This is a genomic window from Nostoc sp. S13, from assembly GCF_029379315.1.
Classification (GTDB): Bacteria; Cyanobacteriota; Cyanobacteriia; order Cyanobacteriales; family Nostocaceae; genus Nostoc.
The window spans coordinates 41592-59056 of the sequence record NZ_JAQYWQ010000031.1 but is presented as its reverse complement, the minus strand read 5'-3'; the positions used below and the strand labels follow the sequence as shown (position 1 = coordinate 59056).

Sequence of the window (17465 nt, the reverse complement as noted above, 5' to 3'; positions counted from 1 at the left end):
GGCATTGGGCATTGGGCATTGGGCATTGGGCATTGGGCATTGGGCATTGGGCATTATTATTCTTCTCCTTCTCCCTCACCTTCCCCATCTCCCTCATCTCCAGCCCTTACTGTCCTTCAGCTACAGGTTTGACCAAATTTAAGTCATAAGGACGCTCAGTATCATCCTCACCTAAATATTCACCATTTTGAATTTCTAGAATAACTAGCGGAATATGTCCAGGATTATCTACCTTATGTAGGGTTGCTGCGGGAACATAAGTTGATTCGTTTCGATTTAATAATATTTCCGCATCGCCACAAGTCACCTTCGCCACACCGGAGACTACAACCCAATGTTCATTACGGTGATAATGGATTTGTGGCTTGATGCCGTGCCTGGGCTTGATTTCAACACGACTAATTCTATAGGTTTCTCCCTCCTCGATCACCTCCACCTCACCCCAATATCGTGTACCTGCATGTGGAGACAATTCGTTGATATTTGACTGAGTATTATTGTCATTCTGAGCCATAACTAATTTTGAACCAAATGATTATCGGTATTTTTAAGTAATCTAACGTAAACACAATAAACCTGGGAAGGAAAATGGTAACAATATCTCTAGTAGACATCTTCAGAAATTAATGATGCTTTACCTGAAATCCTTGTATAGAGGTTACATGTAAGGTCTCTATAATTATTTTCACTGTTTTAACTTGACCCCAGGTGATGGATTCTATCCCTGAATTTCTTAATTTTGAATTGCCTAACCCCCCTTATACTGAATCCTATAAATACGATTATTGGCTTCTTCTGTTAGTAGTAGACTGCCATCTGGCAACACAAGTAAACCAACAGGCCGTCCCCAAGTGGTTGGTACAGAAGGATTTAGCAAAAATCCTGTGAGAAAATCTTCGTAGTAGCCAAGCGATCGCCCTTTAGCATCGAAGGGAACAAATACAATTTTATAACCAGTGCCGCGATCGCGGTTCCAAGAACCACGAAAAGCAGCAAAAGCACCGTTACGGTATTTTTGTGGAAAGGTTTTACCATCATAAAACTGCAAACCCAATGCTGCTGAGTGCGCCTGAAACAGCACATCCGGTGTTTGGGTACGGGCTACTAAGTCGGGGCGTTTACTTTTGCCATCCCTCTTTTGGCGAGGTTCGAGGTTGTTTGGTGTCAAATAAGCATAAGGCCAGCCGTAAAATGCCCCCTGTTTAAGGCGTGTCAAATAGTCTGGTACCAAGTCATCACCAAGTCCATCTCGTTCGTTGACAGTGGCGTAAAGTTCCTTAGTTACAGGATGAAAGTCTAAACCAACAGGGTTACGCAAACCGGAAGCAAAAGTCTGCTGCTGGGAACCATCTAAATTCATCACCTGTATCGAAGCCCGTGGTGGGTGTTCTTCATCCACATTGCTTCCTGAACCAACTGAAACATATAATTTATTGCGATCGGGCGAGACAACGACATTGCGCGTCCAATGATTGTTATAACCTTGAGCAGGCAAGTCGGCGATTTTTTCCCCCTTACCTGTAATCTTGTTTTGACCTTGAGTATAGGGAAAACGCACCACAGCATCTGTGTTCCCCAGAAAAAAGGAATTATTTGCAAAAGCCATACCAAAAGGTCTATTGAGTCCGTTGTCCCCGCTAGCAAAAGTTTCTCGAACGTCAGCTATGCCGTCAGCATTGCTGTCACGCAACAGACGAATCCGATTTTGCCTGGTTTCAGTCACCAGGACATCACCACTGGGGGTTAAAGCTAGCCAGCGTGGGGCATCTAAACCTTCGGCAAAGACGTTAACTGTGAAGCCTGGTGGTACCCGCAGCACTGGGTTTTGCGGAATGGGCACAACCTCTGGTTGCTTGGAGGCGCTTTCTGTTGCGAAGGGTGCTGGTAAATTCTTCAGATTTATCGAGATGGGTTTAGGTGAAAATGCTTCAGTACGGACAATATTTTTTGGCTGTGTCGGATTGTGTGTCAGTTGAGCAGAAGGTAGAGATGTTTGTGCTGTGGGATTATCTGAGGAAGCGCGAATCTGGTTACACGCTGCTGCCAAGATCAGTAAAAAAACTGGCAGCAAGAAACGTGCAGAGACTTTCATGGCGGTAGACACTATAGACAATTTTTCTACTCTAGACTTGAGACTTAATAATTGTCGCCAGTCTAAAGTTTGATTTTTCTTAGTTAGTCAAACATCTAAGCATTAGTTAGTTAACAAAAGATTTTCAAATTCTGCTACTGGTAATGGAGGACTAAATAGAAAGCCTTGCATAGAATTACAGTTGTATTGCTGCAAAAAAGCCAGTTCGGCTTCCGTCTCTACACCTTCAGCAACTACATCTAGATTGAGATTTTGAGCCATTTGAATTAATGCCTTGGTAATCGCTGATTTCTGGGGATTGTTAGCAACATTATGGATAAAATAACGGTCTATTTTTAATGTGTTAATTGGAAAGTTTGTTAGATAAATTAAAGAAGAGTAGCCCGTACCAAAATCATCGATCGCAATTTTTACACCCAAGGATTGCAATTTGTTCATAGTAGCGATCGCACTATTTACATCTTGCATAATCATACTTTCAGTGAGTTCTAGCTCTAAGTAATGTGGTTCCAAATCATTCATAGCGATTAAGTTAACTATTTTCTGAATCAAATCTGGTTGATTAAATTCCATTACTGACAGATTGACAGTAACAATAAAGGAATAAATTCCGGCATCACGCCAGCTTTTTATTTGTTGACAGACTCTTTTTAAGACCCATTTCCCAAGTGGAACTATTAAACCTGTAGACTCTGCTAACGGAATAAATTCTGTTGGGTAAATCATCCCCATTTCCGTACTTTGCCAGCGCAATAAACTTTCAACAGCTACTATTTTTCCAGAATCAATATCGACTATTGGTTGATAATAAATTTCAAATTCTTTAAAATTATGTTGATTGATAGCCCGATGTAAGCTAATTTCTAGCAACTGCATTTTCGGAGACCAGTTGTTAATTACAGTCTGAGGATATAAATACCTTTTTAAAGTAGCGTACTTTTCCAACCTATTCATGATGGCACTTAATAACTCAGCACGAGTGAATGGCTTAGTTATATAGTCATCGGCACCCATATCCATACCTTGACGGAAGTCAGATTTAGCAGATTTTGCAGTGATAAAAATAAAGGGAATTGTTGCCGTTGATGGATCTTGTCGTAACACTCTTAGCACGCCATAACCGTCAATTTCTGGCATCATCAGATCACAGAGAATTAAATCGGGAACTTCGGAGATAGCCAAATGTATCCCGATTCTGCCATTAGCGGCACCAAGAGTTTCAAAATCCTCAGCTTCTAGTAAATCTAAAATGTTTTCACGAACTGCTTCTTCATCTTCTATTATTAAAATCTTGGGCATAATTTACCTCAATTTATAATGACAAAATAACAACAAATTTTGTACTAAATCCCCATTAGTTCTGGCAAATTTTTCAGCTAAGTAGATATCTATATACTTTTTTCAAATGTACTATTCACAGCAACTCACTCCAATGAAGCGACCTAGTTTGTCGTATCTGTCAGTACCATAGTGCGTGTTAGTAACCATTTATAGTCAGCAAATTTCTTTCACCGAGAATCTGATGTGCTACCTCAAAGGAACCAATACTAGCGTTCCCTCTGGTTTTCTTTGTTTTTTGCGCTAGTGCTTGACAAATACTTTCAGGGTTGACAAGACCAACAACTTGATATTGGTTGTCTATAACTGGCAATAGATATAACTGCTGCTGGCGCAACAGTGATAACACTGATATTCTATGTAAAATTATTGGCAAGTTTAATCTCATGACCGAGGTATGGATAACTTCAGAAATATTGGCTGTTTGCAAACTACTTCCTGAACCTATAAGCAGTACAATATCATACTTGGTGAAGCACACCACTACTTGCAAATATCAAAAAAATAAGATAATCTTGCCCCGTGCTGCCATCAGTGCGTAGGCGTAGCCAGTCGTAGACATTCCATCTAATGTATTGTTAATAGTGTTTCCAGCACAACTATCCGCGGTAAACGGTCAATTATTCACTCTCAGCTTTGTAGCCTTAGAAGTTGAGGTAAGGGTTGCATAGATTTTTACGATAGCTATTATAAGAAAAACTTATATAAAGCTTATTACTTAAGTATTTACCCTTATTGTGACACCAAACAAGTAATAATATTTGGGTTATAAACACAGCAAAAAAGTGTGTTAAGAATTACAAACTAGCTTATATCCAGCTAGTTTGTAATTGGGTATTGGGCAATTCAATTTTGGATTTTGGATTGACGATAGCGCCACGGAGAGCGAGTCCGTGTCCCTTGCGCGTCTGGTAGAGAGCGTCTTTTGGATTAAATTTCAATTCTTTAATCCAAAATCTAAAATCTAAAATCTAAAATTCTTGCTTCCCCTGCTCCCTCACTAAGGACGCAACTGTACGCGCCGTTCGCCGTAACGCAATAGCCTTTCTATAGTTAAAAGTCGATTTTCCCAAACTTTGACTTGATAGGAATTTGACTTAAGCTCTTGGCTCATCAATACCCGAAATTGAGACTGGAACAGAGTTAGAGAGGCTCTGGCCACTACTAAGTTACTCCCAGAAGGGGAAGCAGCAAGCTGATTTAAAGCACTGCGTAAAACTTCTGCCTGGTTGTTAAAATCTGATATTGTCTGAGCAGGTCTTTGTAGTTGGTCATTTTGGAAAACAAATTTCCATTCCCGTTGCAGCGCGGTGTAACGGATGGCGGCAGTTTGAAAAGGCTGGCGGTGAGGAGTCGGTTCACTTGTTGTGGATTGAACCCTACCTTGGGTGCTACTAAAGAGTTTTTGTAGATCGTTGTTAAAATTATCTACAGCAAAGAGTGCATAACCACTAACTGGTAAATCCCTTATCAACTGGAGTTGATCGAATGCTCCAACTGTTGGCAAAGAAAGTAAGCGAATTCCCGGTACTAATAAGGTGGCTCCCAATTGTTTAGAGGCAATCCAGGGTTGGGCTAGTCGTTGAAAGCGAGGAGTATCTAGAGCATAAGTCATGGGAACGATTAAATCTACATCTCCCCGCCTTGCCCAAGTTTCCCAATTTTGTTGAATTTTCTGAATCCGCTCTAGTTCTGGCAGAGGAAATACTGCAACCGACAAAATCAAATTCGGTCGTTTTTGTCGCAACTGCTGTGATACTTGGGCAACAAAGCTATCAATTTGCGCGGTGCGAAATATCGTCCACTTTTGCCACAGTTCTGGTTGGCTAGGGGAAATATTTATCGGATCTACACCAGAAAGTTGCTGAAACTGCGCTCTTGCAGCTTTGCCATAGCCGTAGCTTCGACCTGCTGATGGGTCTTGAAAGGGGTAGCGAATGTAGTCTAGCTGTAGACCATCGACGTTATAGCGAGTGACGATTTCCTCATACAGCTTCAGCAAGTACTGCCGCACTTCGGGGTTGGCTGGGTCGAAGAATGGCTTAGTCTGCCCAAGGGGAATCATGTTGCCAAGGTTATCGTAGTTTGCCCAATCGGGATGAGCTGCCAGTACTGGCCCTGGATAATTAGGATTAACGTTGATAATTTCATTGTGCCGTTGGTTCCCAGCAGCAAAAGTCCAAACCCAAGCGTGTAATTCCATGTCTCGCTCATGGGCTAATTTCACTGCTTCTGCCAGTGGATCCCACCCACGAATTAATGGGTTTTGTTCTTTTGCGACTTGGCTCGGATAAATGGTATAGCCAGCATTAACAGTTTCAAAGAAGACGGTATTAATCCCAGCTTGGGCTAGGCGATCAAAAATCTGTGCCAGTCCCGCCTTGCTAGCCGCACGAACAATCGTCCCCCGATCTAACCAAACTGCCCGAATTTCTGGTTGAGCCAGCCTTCGATCAACAGGAAACTGCTGCCACAAAATCGTCTTCGCTACTAGCCACTGCTGACGAGCTAGAGCGTAGTTTTTTTGTGCAATCAATTGGGGTAAGTTTTTGGCAATTACCCTTACCTGTGCGAAGGCTTGGTCTTTACTTCTCACTAGCCCCCCCAATTTAGTTGAGGCCAATTGTATCGGCTGCTCTTTGACAGATTGGGGGGTGTAGGTGTGCAGATTCCTAGAGGACTGCTTTTGTTCAGATATCCCAACGCCTTCATTAGCCGCATCGGCTGACACCGCTAAATTAGCACTTTCTACCCGACCAATCAGATTATCTAACTCTTGCTGGAGAGCGATCGCTTCGTTGTTGTCAATCGGCTGATTTGAGTTGGGTGCAACATCCAGACGCACCGCTTGTTCCAATTGGTCTATAGCCTCGTGAGAACTTGGGGGTTTGACTATAGTTAGCGGTTTAGGTATGGGAGCGGTGGCAGTTTTAAGAGGAGGGGATGAGGGGGATGAGGAGGATAAACTGCCTCTCTCCACCCCTGCCCCTGGCGCAGCCGCCACTGTTGTAGAGCAGTTTTGGGAACCTCCTGTTACTTTTTTCATCCGATTCGATGGTGCTGGCGCTGTCAAATAGTGATTGAGGGTAGCTTTTAACCAGGCATTATCTAACTCGGCTGCTGAGGCTGTATTTGTTCCCCAGCGCCAGCCCAAAAGAGTGGAACGCTCAGTTGTCAATACTGCGGCAGGATTATCTTTGGAATTCCAAACAGCAGGAGATTCACTGCCCATATCATTAGGAATCATAACGCCGCCGCGTACTTCGCCAAAAAGTTCAGTTTGATTTGCCCATTCTGGGATATTGGTTTTTGTGGGTTTGATCTGTTCTGTATCACTGAGGCTGAATCCCCAATAACCTCCCAAAAGCGATCGCAATAACTGGCGCACTCCTGGCGCTGACAGATTACCTACAGGCCCACTGGCAATCAAGCGCCCTCCCTTACTCATCCATTCTTCTAGGGCGATCGCTTGGGTTGGAGTTAATGTTTCAACATTTGGCAAAAATAATACTCGGCGATCGCCCCAATCTGCCGCACTCTTGACATCATTTAGAGGAATTACACAATATTTCACCCCGATTGCCTGTAAGCGATCGCTTATCCCTGTCCATTGATTGGCATTCTCTTGGCCATATACTACGCTCAATACAGGTTCTTCAGTCGCTGCCCTGACTGGCAAAATACTAAAACTATTTAAAATTAAAAAATTAAAACTTAAAATGAATAATCCAGCTTTTTTTATTTGTAATTTTGCGTTTTTCTGATATTCTTCCTGATACTTCACTCATGACTCCTCAGTGGATTATTTATTAAGCATTACTTCTTCTTTATCATCCAGCATAACCATAAATTACCTCCGAGAAACAACTGAACTTTGATAACTAAACCTGAACCGAATTCAAAAGACACGTTTTGATTAAATCTTCAACTCCTGCTACTGGCAAAATTCGTGTATTTAGTCTGCCAGCTAATTCCTCAATACTCATATCATCTAAAAACACTAATTCACCATTTTTTAACATGATATTCGGTAGCAAAATCCCATCACCTAAATCTTGTCCTTCTAAATTTAAAAGCAAATCATGACCAGTTAACAATCCGGTTACACTGATAGTTTGTCCCCAATAATCACTACATAAAGCACGCATTTTGACTTCTAAACCTTCAACAAAATTTAAGCGTTTCAAAATTGGTTGAAATGCTTTTTCTACGGCGTTGCCTACTACCCAAGTTAATTTTCTTTGAGGATAAACTTTTGGCGGTAGTAATTCTGCCGCAACGATAGCAAATTGCTTGAGAAATAATTGAATCGAACCAACTCCGTTATCAATTTGGGGATATTCTTCATATTCAGATTCGCTGGGTAATTCCTCACCTGCAATCAAAAACCACTCATCGGCTAACCAAACAACGCTAGAACCGAATTGTTGGCGAAATTGCTGTGAGAGCATTTGCACTTGGGAAATCACTTCTTGGGCTTTTTCCCTAGTTACAGGTATGAGTTCATCTTCTTGGGGGCGAAACCGTGTCAACCCAACTGGCACAACTGCCACCGATGCCACCGCCGGCACTTCACTAGTATGAAAGGACACTAAATCTTTGAGAGTTTGTTCCAGATGTTTGCCATCATTTATACCAGGACAAACAACTACTTGAGCATGAATTTGTAGTCGCCTTTGTTGAAACCACTTGATTTGTTGCAAGATTTGTCCCGCACGCGGATTTTTTAGCAGTTTAATTCTCACTTCCGGCTCCGTAGCATGAACAGAAACATACAACGGAGACAAGCGCATTTGTTCAATTCGCTGCCATTCTCTTTCTGGTAGATTCGTAAGGGTAAGATAAGAGCCGTACAAAAAGCTCAGGCGGTAATCGTCGTCTTTTAAATACAAGCTGGTGCGCTTACCTGGTGGCTGTTGGTCGATAAAACAAAATGGGCAACGGTTATTGCACTGAATTAAGCCATCAAATAGGGCAGTTTCAAATTCTAGCCCCAAGTCTTGGTCGTAATCTTTTTCGATTTCCAGGCTATGAGTTTTACCAGCAGCGTCTAAAACTTCTAATTCCAAAACTTCATCAGCACACAAAAACTGATAATCAATTAAATCGCGGGGACGTGTACCATTGATAGCAACGATCGCATCCCCTTCTTCAAAGCCAATCTCTGCGGCTATTGAGTCTGGAAGAACCTTGGTAATTCGGGCAGGATGAATAGTCATGGGGGATTGGGCATTGGGCATTGGGCATTGGGCATGGGGCATTGGGCATTGGGCATTGGGCATGGGGCATTATAGCGCTTCTGTGTTAAGTCCAATACAGACCTAACCCCCAGCCCCTTCCCTACAAGGGAAGGGGAGTAACATTCAAAGCCTCTCTCCTTTTAGGAGAGAGGAATGGAAGTGAGGTCAGATTATATTGCATACAAACGAGCAATCGCTATAGTCATTTGCTTTGGACAAATGACAAATGACAAATGACAAATGACTAATGACTAATGACTATTATCCCTTCCAACCTGCTGCGATCGCCAGTAAGATAGCACTACCGAATGCTAATCTATACCAAACAAAAACTAAAGTGTTTTTGGTTGCTAAGTATTTAATCAAAAATGCAATTGATAGGTAGGAAAAAATAAAGGTTGAAATAATCCCTACAATTAACAGTCCAACAATGTTATCTGGCAACTGGTGGGCTTGAAACAACTTGAATATTTTCAGACTTTTATACAGTGTAGCAATGGTAAGAGTTGGAAACCCTAACAAAAATGAGAATTTCGCTGCTACATCGCGTTCTAATCCTAAAAATAAGGCAGCCGTCAACGTCGAACCAGAACGAGAAACGCCCGGAATCAAAGCAAGTGTTTGCCCCAATCCAACTAAAATCCCATCCCGAATCTGCAATGACTCAAAACCTCGCTTGCGAGTGCCAATTTTTTCTGCCAAACCTAATATAAGTGCCATGATGATTGACATGATGGCAATAATTAATGCACTCTCCGGTAAAATGTCTTTCAAAAGAAAGCCGAAAATTAAAGCAGGCATTGTTCCTATTACAATACCGACCAGAATTTTCCACTCCTCACGTTCCCAGTCTTTATCTTTTAGTGCTTCGATTCCACCCTTGACAATACTGTAAATTAGTGACCAAAAATACCCCAAAATTGCGATAACACTGCCAAATTGAATTGCATCAACAAAATCTTTAGAACCTAGTTCTTTCCAACCAAATATCTTTGTCACAATCAAAAGATGTGCAGTACTGCTGATTGGCAAAAACTCTGTAATGCCTTGAACAATACCCAAAATAAAAGCTTGAATAAACTCCATATGTAATTAATACCTTTTTCTTGTTCTAGACATGATTATGAACATTGTTTAGCTGATGATGTTGTTTTATTGAAAGCGACGGGAAACTCCAACCCAAGAGTGGGTGGAGACGGATAGTCGCCCCGTCGCTTGGGGCATTGGGCATTGGCCAAACAGGTAACTTCTTCCCCATGCCCCATGCCCAAAAACTCCATCCCCTTGTGGGTGGAGTTTTTTATATACTCTCCACTGCACCCAATCTTGTAGAAAATTCAATTTTACGGATCAATAACATCATCGAAGACGCTGACCATGTTCTTACACCCATCTCAATAAGTCAACGCCATTTTGGCAATTCATCAAACTTTAATATTTAGCGGACTGATGCCAGTTCAATTTTTAACCGTTAAACTTACCCTCACCTCTCTGTAGTCCCCCATTTACAAGGGACTACAAAGCTGTAGAATGTGTTACGGCTGACGCAGGACACCATTATCAGGTTTTCAGTGCCGTCCTCTGGCGATAACACACCCTAGACCATGTTCTAATTATTTGCGCCTACTTACTTAGCGCAACTTTAATGGATTAATCTGGCGCAGCATGTTTGGTTTGCGCTAGCGCTCCCCGAAATTTCAGTATAATTAGAATGCCCCGGGGGGGGATTTTCAAATGTGATATATTAAATAAGATAAAGTTTAGTAACAAATATTAAAAACTTTGATTAATAATACACTATCCTCCTACACTGCTTCTAGCCCTTTGATTGATACCGAGTTGAATTTAGCTAATACTGGGCAGAAAGGTATCAGGCAATTGGAGTCTACACTCTCCTTTTCTCCCTCTTCACCCTTATCTATTTCTGCCCAACAAAATTGGTTAGTGTTTGCGGCGGCGGTGTTTTTGGTAACAGTGCCAGTATTTGTAGAAGCACCAATAGTGCGATCGCTACCAAGTCTAAGTTTAGCGCTGACAGGATTTTGGGTGTGGCTAAGTTTTAGCTTAATGTCACGTCCTGCAACTTATGTATGGGGCGATTTGCTCTTAGGGTTTAGCTGGAGTTGGTTAGCAGGAGCGATTTACTGGGGCTGGTTACGTTGGGAACCTTTATGGCATCTGCCAGTGGAGTTTATTGGTTTACCGTTTGCTTGCTGGTGTTTGGCGAAGAATTGGGGCAAGGTAGGTAACTGGTTTTATTTAGGTTCTTTACTCGGTACAGTTTTAACAGATGTATATTTTTATATAGTAGATTTGATGCCCTCTTGGCGGCAAATTATGAGAGTAGATGCAGATTTAGCACCGCAAATCTTACAAAATGCCCTGATGCAAGTACAAGCACCTTGGGGACAAACTTGGGCTATAATTCTCGCCTTAGTGCTGTTAACAGTCGGGATTTTACCTTTAGGTCGAAATCAAAGACACTGGTATGCCTTTAGTGGCGCAGTTTTAAGCACAATTTTGGTAGACAGCCTATTTTTATTAGCTGCGATCGCAGCGTGAAGAAGGCAGGAGGTTACATCTCTTGCCAAAACTTTTCCCAGCCCAATCTACGGCAGATCAAAAATGATGCTGTAGATGATTAATTTAGTTAAGAAATATTACATAACAGTCCATCACCATCAAGTCTTTTTTGGTAGAGTTTTCGGTATTAGACATCGCCAGAATCAGCCACCCCAAAAAGATTTCCTTTACCTGGGAATGCTACCAGGATCATAGATGCAAGGCTATTGCAGCTATGCAGGCACTCTTACCACTATGAAAAATGAAAATTTTTGGCAAAAGTACAGTCAAACCCAGTAACGGCAAATATTGTGGATATTAATACGCTGTATATTAGTTTCTGATGAGTGCTGTGTTGATTAAGCTATCAGGTTTTGTCCAAAGTCCAATTGTCTTTGGCGCTCTGACTAATGACTAATGACTGCTGACGGCTGTTAGCTTAAAACTTTTGTTTCTGTTTGATGGAAAGAGGTAGAAAAATCGTGAAAAGATTAGCGCGTTTATTAACAGTGTTTAGTTTGTTACTTAGTTGCTGGGGATGGTTGGGAACAACTCAGATAGCCCAAGCTGCTAGTTTCAACAGTTTTGCTTTTCCCCAAGTCCCAGTTTTGGCAATTGAGCGGCAGAATCGGGCAGACGCTAAACTAGGAACGGAATTTGGTAAAAAAATTGATTTGAATAATACCAACGTCCGAGCTTTTCAACAGTATCCAGGGCTTTATCCCACCCTGGCTAAGAAAATCATCACAAATGCTCCCTACCAAAAGGTAGAGGATGTATTGGATCTTCCCGGATTGAGCGATCGCCAAAAACAAACCCTGCAAGCCAACTTCGATAAATTCACCGTGACAGAACTAGAGCCTGCCTTCAACGAGGGAGACGATCGCTTTAACAACGGCATCTACAGATAGCTGCAAAATGCAGTTAATGTAGCAAATAGCAGCCCACTCCTGATTTTAAGGAGTGGGATACGATTATGAGTTAGGGGTTATGAGTTATGAGTTAAAAATTCAAAACTCCTAACTCCTGACTCCTAACTTCTAACTTCTCCCTCCTCACTTCTGATTTCTCACTCTCCCCTGTGCTTTTACCTTGCCTCAGATAGATATTCCTAGCCAATTTGATGTCTTAGTAGTCGGCGCTGGTGCTGCTGGACTATACACAGCGCTGTGTCTACCAGAGTCCTTGCGAGTCGGCTTGATTACCAAAGAAACTGTTGCTTTGTCCGCCAGTGATTGGGCGCAAGGTGGCATTGCCGCAGCTGTTGCCCCGGAAGATTCTCCCACACTGCACATTGAAGATACGATCCGGGCAGGTGCGGGTTTATGCGATCGCACTGCCGTAGAATTTCTCGCCCAACTTGCCCCTAACTGCATTCAATCCCTAGTTAACTTGGGCGTTGCTTTTGACCGTCATGGTCAAACCTTGGCTTTAACTTTAGAAGCTGCCCATTCTCGCAACCGCGTTCTCCACGCCGCCGACACCACAGGGAGGGAAGTTACCACCACCCTCACCAACCAAGTATTACGTCGCCCGAATATTCAAGTCATTCAGCAAGCTTTGGCTTTGAGTTTGTGGATTGAACCCGAAACTGGTCGTTGTCAGGGAATAAGCCTGTTTTATCAAGGTAAAATCACCTGGGTAAGAGCTGGTGCTGTGGTATTGGCAACTGGTGGCGGCGGTCAGGTATTTGCCCAAACCACTAACCCGGCTGTGAGTACAGGTGATGGGGTAGCGATCGCAGCTCGGGCTGGGGCGATCCTCCGCGATTTGGAATTTGTGCAATTTCACCCCACTGCCCTGACTAAACCTGGTGCCGATCGCTTTCTAATTAGCGAAGCTGTACGCGGCGAGGGGGCGCACCTTGTCGATAACGAAGGGCGGCGTTTTACCTTTGACTACCATCCTGCCGGTGAACTGGCACCCAGAGATGTGGTCAGTAGAGCAATTTTCAGCCATTTACAACGTACCGCCCTTGATCTGGCGACTGCCCATGTGTGGTTGGATATGCGCCCCATCCCCGCCGACAAGATTCGTCACCGCTTTCCCAATATCATCAAAGTTTGTCAGCATTGGGGTATTGATGTCTTCCATGAACCAATTCCTGTAGCGCCAGCTGCCCATTACTGGATGGGTGGGATTGTCGCGGATCTGATGAATCGCACAAATATCAAGAGTTTGTACGCGGTGGGTGAAACCGCTAGTACCGGGGTGCATGGGGCAAATCGCCTTGCCAGTAATTCCCTGCTGGAATGTATTGTGTTTGGGGCCCAGATGGGCGAAATTGAGTTGGAAAATATTTGGCTGCCATCAGAAACACCAGTACTGCCATTACGGAAATTTAGTGTTGATGCTAGTGAGTGGCACATCCAGCAAGCACAGCTAGAAGCACTCAGAGAGAAGTTACCACGTCTAGTCTGGGAAAGTGCTGGTATTTGTCGGGAACAATCAGGGTTGGAAACTGCGATCGCCACTGTTGAATCTTGGCAGCAAGATTTCGCTATCTTGCCTTTAAGTCAATTCTTGCTTGCGTTACGTCCCGCAGAACCAGCTAGTTTTGACCTACCAGATGTTGAACGGCAATTGGCACTTTGGGCAGAAACCCGCAATTTATTAGATGTGGCTAATTTAATTCTCAAAAGTGCTGCTTTTAGAACCGAAAGTCGAGGCGGACACTACCGTTTAGATTACCCTCAACCAGACCCCACTTGGCAAGTCCACACACTTGTACAAACAGATCATTGGTGGAAATCTCCACTATTGACCGATTAGTTTTTCAGGGTGATGGTTAATTGTTGTGTTCAAGTTACTGGAAATAAAACTTTTGAGCATCGGATGATGAGCATTTGAGAGAGAATAAAGGCTGAAAGTGTTGATTTTACGATGGTTAGTGCGTTCTTCGTGGGGGATGGTAGCGATCGCGATCGCTACTGGATTCTTGAGTGGCGGTAGTAGTGCTGGCTTGATTGCCTTAATTAGCCATGCTGCTAGTAACAGTTCGGCTTCCCGGCTGACATCGATAATTTGGGGTTTTGTCGGGCTAGCAATAGTTGCATTGATTACCAGTATCATTTCCCAAGTGATGCTGATTCGCCTTTCTCAGAATGCAGTTTTGAAATTACAGATGGGTTTGAGTCGCCAAATTCTCGCTTCAAAGTTGAGTCATCTGGAACGCTTAGGGAATCCTCGATTATTGGCAACTCTCACAGAGGATATTCAGGCGGTTGCTAATGCTGTTTATCAGATGCCTTTCATCTTTATTAATTTAGCGATCGTCCTGGGTTGCATAGCATATATAACCTGGCTCTCTTGGTTAGTATTGCTAATGGTTTGTGGTATTTCCGTAGTGGCGATCGCTAGTTGTCAGTGGCTACTCAACAAAGGAGGGAAATTGCTGGCTCTAGCTCGTGAAGATGAAGATCATCTATTTAAACATTTTCGCACCATTACTGAAGGAGTCAAGGAACTCAAACTAAACTACAGGCGGCGTGAAGACTTTTTAGAAGAAAAACTGCAATCAACTGCTACCGAGTTCCGTCATCACAACGTTAACGGTTTAACCCTTTTTGCCATAACTACAAGCTGGGGTCAACTTGTATTCTTTTTTGCCCTCGGTTTTGTACTGTTTGTGCTGCCTAATCTGCTTGCCATCAATAGCGAAACTCTTTCTGGCTACATTTTGACTTTCACTTACTTGGTGTTACCAATGGATAACATCATCAGCAAACTTCCCCTATTAAGCAAAGCCACCATTGCCTTGCAAAAAATCGACTCACTGGGTTTATCTCTAGCTAGTCGAACTGAAATATCTACTGTTCCACCGGCGATTAAATCTGACTGGCACAGCTTGAAATTTCAAAGTGTTACCCACACTTACTACACAGTTAAAGAAGACAATAGTTTTATTTTTGGCCCCATTGACTTGACACTCTATCCTCAAGAATTAGTCTTCATTGTCGGCGGGAATGGTAGCGGTAAATCTACTCTAGCGAAACTAATTACTGGACTTTATATTCCTGATAACGGCGAAATTTGGTTTGATAATGAGTTAATTAGCGAACAGAACCGAGAATGGTATCGCCAGCATTTTTCTGTAGTATTTTCCGACTTTTATTTATTTGAAGAACTTTTAGGATTAAAAAATTATCACTTGGATGCTCAAGCCACAAAATATTTAAAGCAACTGCAACTAGACCATAAAGTGAAAGTTGAAAATGGGCAACTTTCTACCACTGCTCTTTCTCAAGGACAACGGAAACGGCTAGCTTTACTCACAGCCTACTTGGAAGATCGACCAATTTATCTATTTGATGAATGGGCAGCTGATCAAGATCCAGTATTTAAGGAGATATTTTATACTGAACTTCTACCAGAACTGCGATCGCGGGGCAAAACAGTGCTGGTGATTAGCCACGATGATCGCTATTTTCATTTAGCAGACCGAATTATCAAACTTGACTATGGACAAATAGAGTATGACAAAACTTAACCTAAGCGTATTGGGTTAAAGCAGGGTTGTTTCATTTTTCATTTAATTGAAGCACATATGTGTAGGGGCACAGAAAAAGCTCATACGTGTCAACTTAATGTGAAAGTTAGTTTAGAAGCAGCATTTAGAGATTGTCTCGTTCACAGTCTCCGACTGGCAATGTATAATGGGGGCTGCCGCCTCAAGACTAGCGGCAGAGCCGCAATTGAAGAGCATTTCCAGCTAGAGGCTGGAAACGAGATTTTAAAAGGGTTTTGCCTTAAGTTGACACCAATAAGCTTTTTCTGTGCCCCTAACGGGTGGTCTATTTAAGACGAAAAGCGATCGCCACAGCCTATTCCCTAGCAATAACTATATCGTTGGACTTAATAACGGCATAAGCCTCTTTGCCTTCAGACAAATCTAACTCTTCTACCGATACTCTGGTGATAATCGAAGTTAACACAACTTTGTGAACAATCTCCAGCGTCACCTCACTATTAACGGCTCCAGTGACAACTCGTTTAACAACACCCTTCAGAATGTTACGAGAGCTAACTTTGAGTGATTTCTTTTGAATACTAATTTCTATCTCGGGCTTTTGAGCGTAGATATTTTCCTCTTCTGTGTTTATAGTTGGTAGCGAGTTGGATGGTGAAGAGTGTTGATTAAGACCACGTACCAATTCCCGAAGAATCTCGGTCTTAGTTCGCTGAGACTGGTCACAAAACTCTTCCAAAATCTTTCGCTCCTCTTCTGAGGTTTGAAATGTGACCCACCCTTGTTCTTTTCTAGGCATAATTTTACTGATATAATTGGGCAAATTTTGGTATTATTGTTACGATTCTACCTAGCATCAATTTTAGAAAAAAACCCCTCAAACACTTTTTCTATGAAAAGAAGACAAATTTTTAGCTTCCTGGGTATAGCGGTTGCTGGCTTGATGCTAGCAATTGGTTTACCGTTGATTACTCCTTCTCCTGTAATAGCACAGTCAAACACCAGCATACTCGTGTCCGCAGCCGCCAGCTTAAAAGAGGCACTTGAAGAAATTAAGCCTTTGTACCAACAAAGTAAATCAGATGTCAACATTAGTTATAACTTTGGGGCTTCTGGTGCTTTACAGCAACAGATTGAGCAAGGTGCCCCAGCAGATATCTTTATTTCAGCTGGCAAAAAGCAAATGGATGCCTTGGAAGAAAAAGGACTATTGCTACCAGGTAGCCGTGCTAACCTGGCAAATAACCGTCTAGTCTTGATTGTGGCTCAGGATGTTGTTGGTATCAATAGCTTCTACGATTTAAAAGATAGTAAGATTAAAAAAATTGCGATCGGTGAACCCAGAAGTGTACCCGCCGGTCAATATGGGGAGCAAGTCTTAAAAAAATTGAAACTTTATGAGCAGGTCAAGTCAAAATTGGTTTTTGCTAACAATGTGCGTCAAGTTTTGGCAGCAGTAGAAAGTGGTAACGCCGAAGCGGGTTTAGTTTATGCCACTGATGCCAAAATTTCTAACAAGGTAAAAGTCGTAGTCGCTGCTGATGATAAGTTTCACTCACCGATTGTCTATCCGGTAGCAATAATTAAAAGCAGTAAAAATACTTCTGCTGCCAAAGAGTTTGTTGAGTTTCTATCTGGCAGTCAAGTCAAAACTGTACTCAAAAAAGATGGTTTTATTGTGCCTTAAAGAGGAATGCAGATATAGCGGTTTCCAGGTGTATGAAGTACATATCAAAACCACCCTCTCTCCGTGAGTTCGGACAGG

Annotated in this window: 15 protein-coding genes; 6 read left to right on the top strand and 9 right to left on the bottom strand. The window is 42.5% G+C overall.

Features of this window, described 5'->3' with window-relative positions:
* Positions 1–106 precede the first annotated feature (106 nt).
* The 8 genes from PUQ00_RS12550 to PUQ00_RS12515 all read right to left on the bottom strand — a co-directional run bounded on the left by PUQ00_RS12550 (position 107) and on the right by PUQ00_RS12515 (position 9935).
* Positions 107–514, bottom strand: coding sequence for a phosphomannose isomerase type II C-terminal cupin domain (locus PUQ00_RS12550; protein ID WP_300416593.1), 408 nt, complete (start codon positions 512–514; stop codon positions 107–109).
* 234 nt (positions 515–748) lie between these two features.
* Entirely contained in the window at positions 749–2092 is a 1344-nt protein-coding gene (locus PUQ00_RS12545; RefSeq protein WP_300416607.1) for a sorbosone dehydrogenase family protein, read from the bottom strand.
* Positions 2093–2194: 102 nt separating this feature from the next.
* Positions 2195–3391 carry an EAL domain-containing response regulator gene (locus PUQ00_RS12540; protein ID WP_300416591.1) on the bottom strand — a complete coding sequence of 399 codons (1197 nt, stop codon included), beginning with the start codon at positions 3389–3391 and terminating at the stop codon, positions 2195–2197.
* A 178-nt stretch (positions 3392–3569) separates the two neighbouring features.
* Positions 3570–3860, bottom strand: coding sequence for a hypothetical protein (locus tag PUQ00_RS12535; protein WP_300416587.1), 291 nt, complete (start codon positions 3858–3860; stop codon positions 3570–3572).
* A gap of 570 nt (positions 3861–4430) precedes the next feature.
* Positions 4431–7214: a family 10 glycosylhydrolase gene (locus PUQ00_RS12530; RefSeq protein WP_300416584.1), complete on the bottom strand. Its 2784-nt coding sequence runs from the start codon at positions 7212–7214 to the stop codon at positions 4431–4433.
* A gap of 97 nt (positions 7215–7311) precedes the next feature.
* A complete protein-coding gene (locus PUQ00_RS12525) occupies positions 7312–8649 on the bottom strand; it encodes a TIGR03279 family radical SAM protein (protein WP_300416604.1) in 1338 nt (445 codons plus the stop codon).
* 282 nt (positions 8650–8931) lie between these two features.
* Positions 8932–9756, bottom strand: a complete 825-nt coding sequence (locus tag PUQ00_RS12520; RefSeq protein ID WP_300416581.1) for an undecaprenyl-diphosphate phosphatase — start codon at positions 9754–9756, stop codon at positions 8932–8934.
* Positions 9757–9791: 35 nt separating this feature from the next.
* Complete coding sequence (locus PUQ00_RS12515) at positions 9792–9935, bottom strand: hypothetical protein (protein WP_300416579.1); 144 nt, start codon at positions 9933–9935, stop codon at positions 9792–9794.
* On the opposite strand from PUQ00_RS12515, the gene PUQ00_RS12510 reads away from it, so the two are divergent.
* From PUQ00_RS12510 to PUQ00_RS12490, 5 genes are all read left to right on the top strand, one after another.
* Entirely contained in the window at positions 9927–10112 is a 186-nt protein-coding gene (locus tag PUQ00_RS12510) for a hypothetical protein (RefSeq protein ID WP_300416577.1), read from the top strand. The two genes, PUQ00_RS12515 and PUQ00_RS12510, sit on opposite strands and share 9 nt — an antisense overlap.
* A 340-nt stretch (positions 10113–10452) precedes the next feature.
* Positions 10453–11232 carry a DUF3120 domain-containing protein gene (locus PUQ00_RS12505; RefSeq protein WP_300416575.1) on the top strand — a complete coding sequence of 260 codons (780 nt, stop codon included), beginning with the start codon at positions 10453–10455 and terminating at the stop codon, positions 11230–11232.
* A gap of 482 nt (positions 11233–11714) precedes the next feature.
* Positions 11715–12143: a photosystem II complex extrinsic protein PsbU gene (gene psbU / locus PUQ00_RS12500; protein WP_292833066.1), complete on the top strand. Its 429-nt coding sequence runs from the start codon at positions 11715–11717 to the stop codon at positions 12141–12143.
* 181 nt (positions 12144–12324) lie between these two features.
* A complete protein-coding gene (gene nadB / locus PUQ00_RS12495) occupies positions 12325–14004 on the top strand; it encodes an L-aspartate oxidase (RefSeq protein WP_300416570.1) in 1680 nt (559 codons plus the stop codon).
* Positions 14005–14101: 97 nt separating this feature from the next.
* Positions 14102–15721 (top strand): cyclic peptide export ABC transporter, encoded by a 1620-nt coding sequence (locus tag PUQ00_RS12490; RefSeq protein WP_300416567.1) that lies wholly within the window; start codon positions 14102–14104, stop codon positions 15719–15721.
* Positions 15722–16055: 334 nt separating this feature from the next.
* Here the strand turns inward: PUQ00_RS12490 and PUQ00_RS12485 are convergent, their stop codons facing one another.
* A complete protein-coding gene (locus PUQ00_RS12485; protein WP_300416564.1) occupies positions 16056–16499 on the bottom strand; it encodes a molybdopterin-binding protein in 444 nt (147 codons plus the stop codon).
* Between the two features lie 93 nt (positions 16500–16592).
* On the opposite strand from PUQ00_RS12485, the gene modA reads away from it, so the two are divergent.
* Positions 16593–17387 (top strand): molybdate ABC transporter substrate-binding protein, encoded by a 795-nt coding sequence (gene modA / locus PUQ00_RS12480; protein ID WP_300416561.1) that lies wholly within the window; start codon positions 16593–16595, stop codon positions 17385–17387.
* Positions 17388–17465 lie beyond the last annotated feature (78 nt).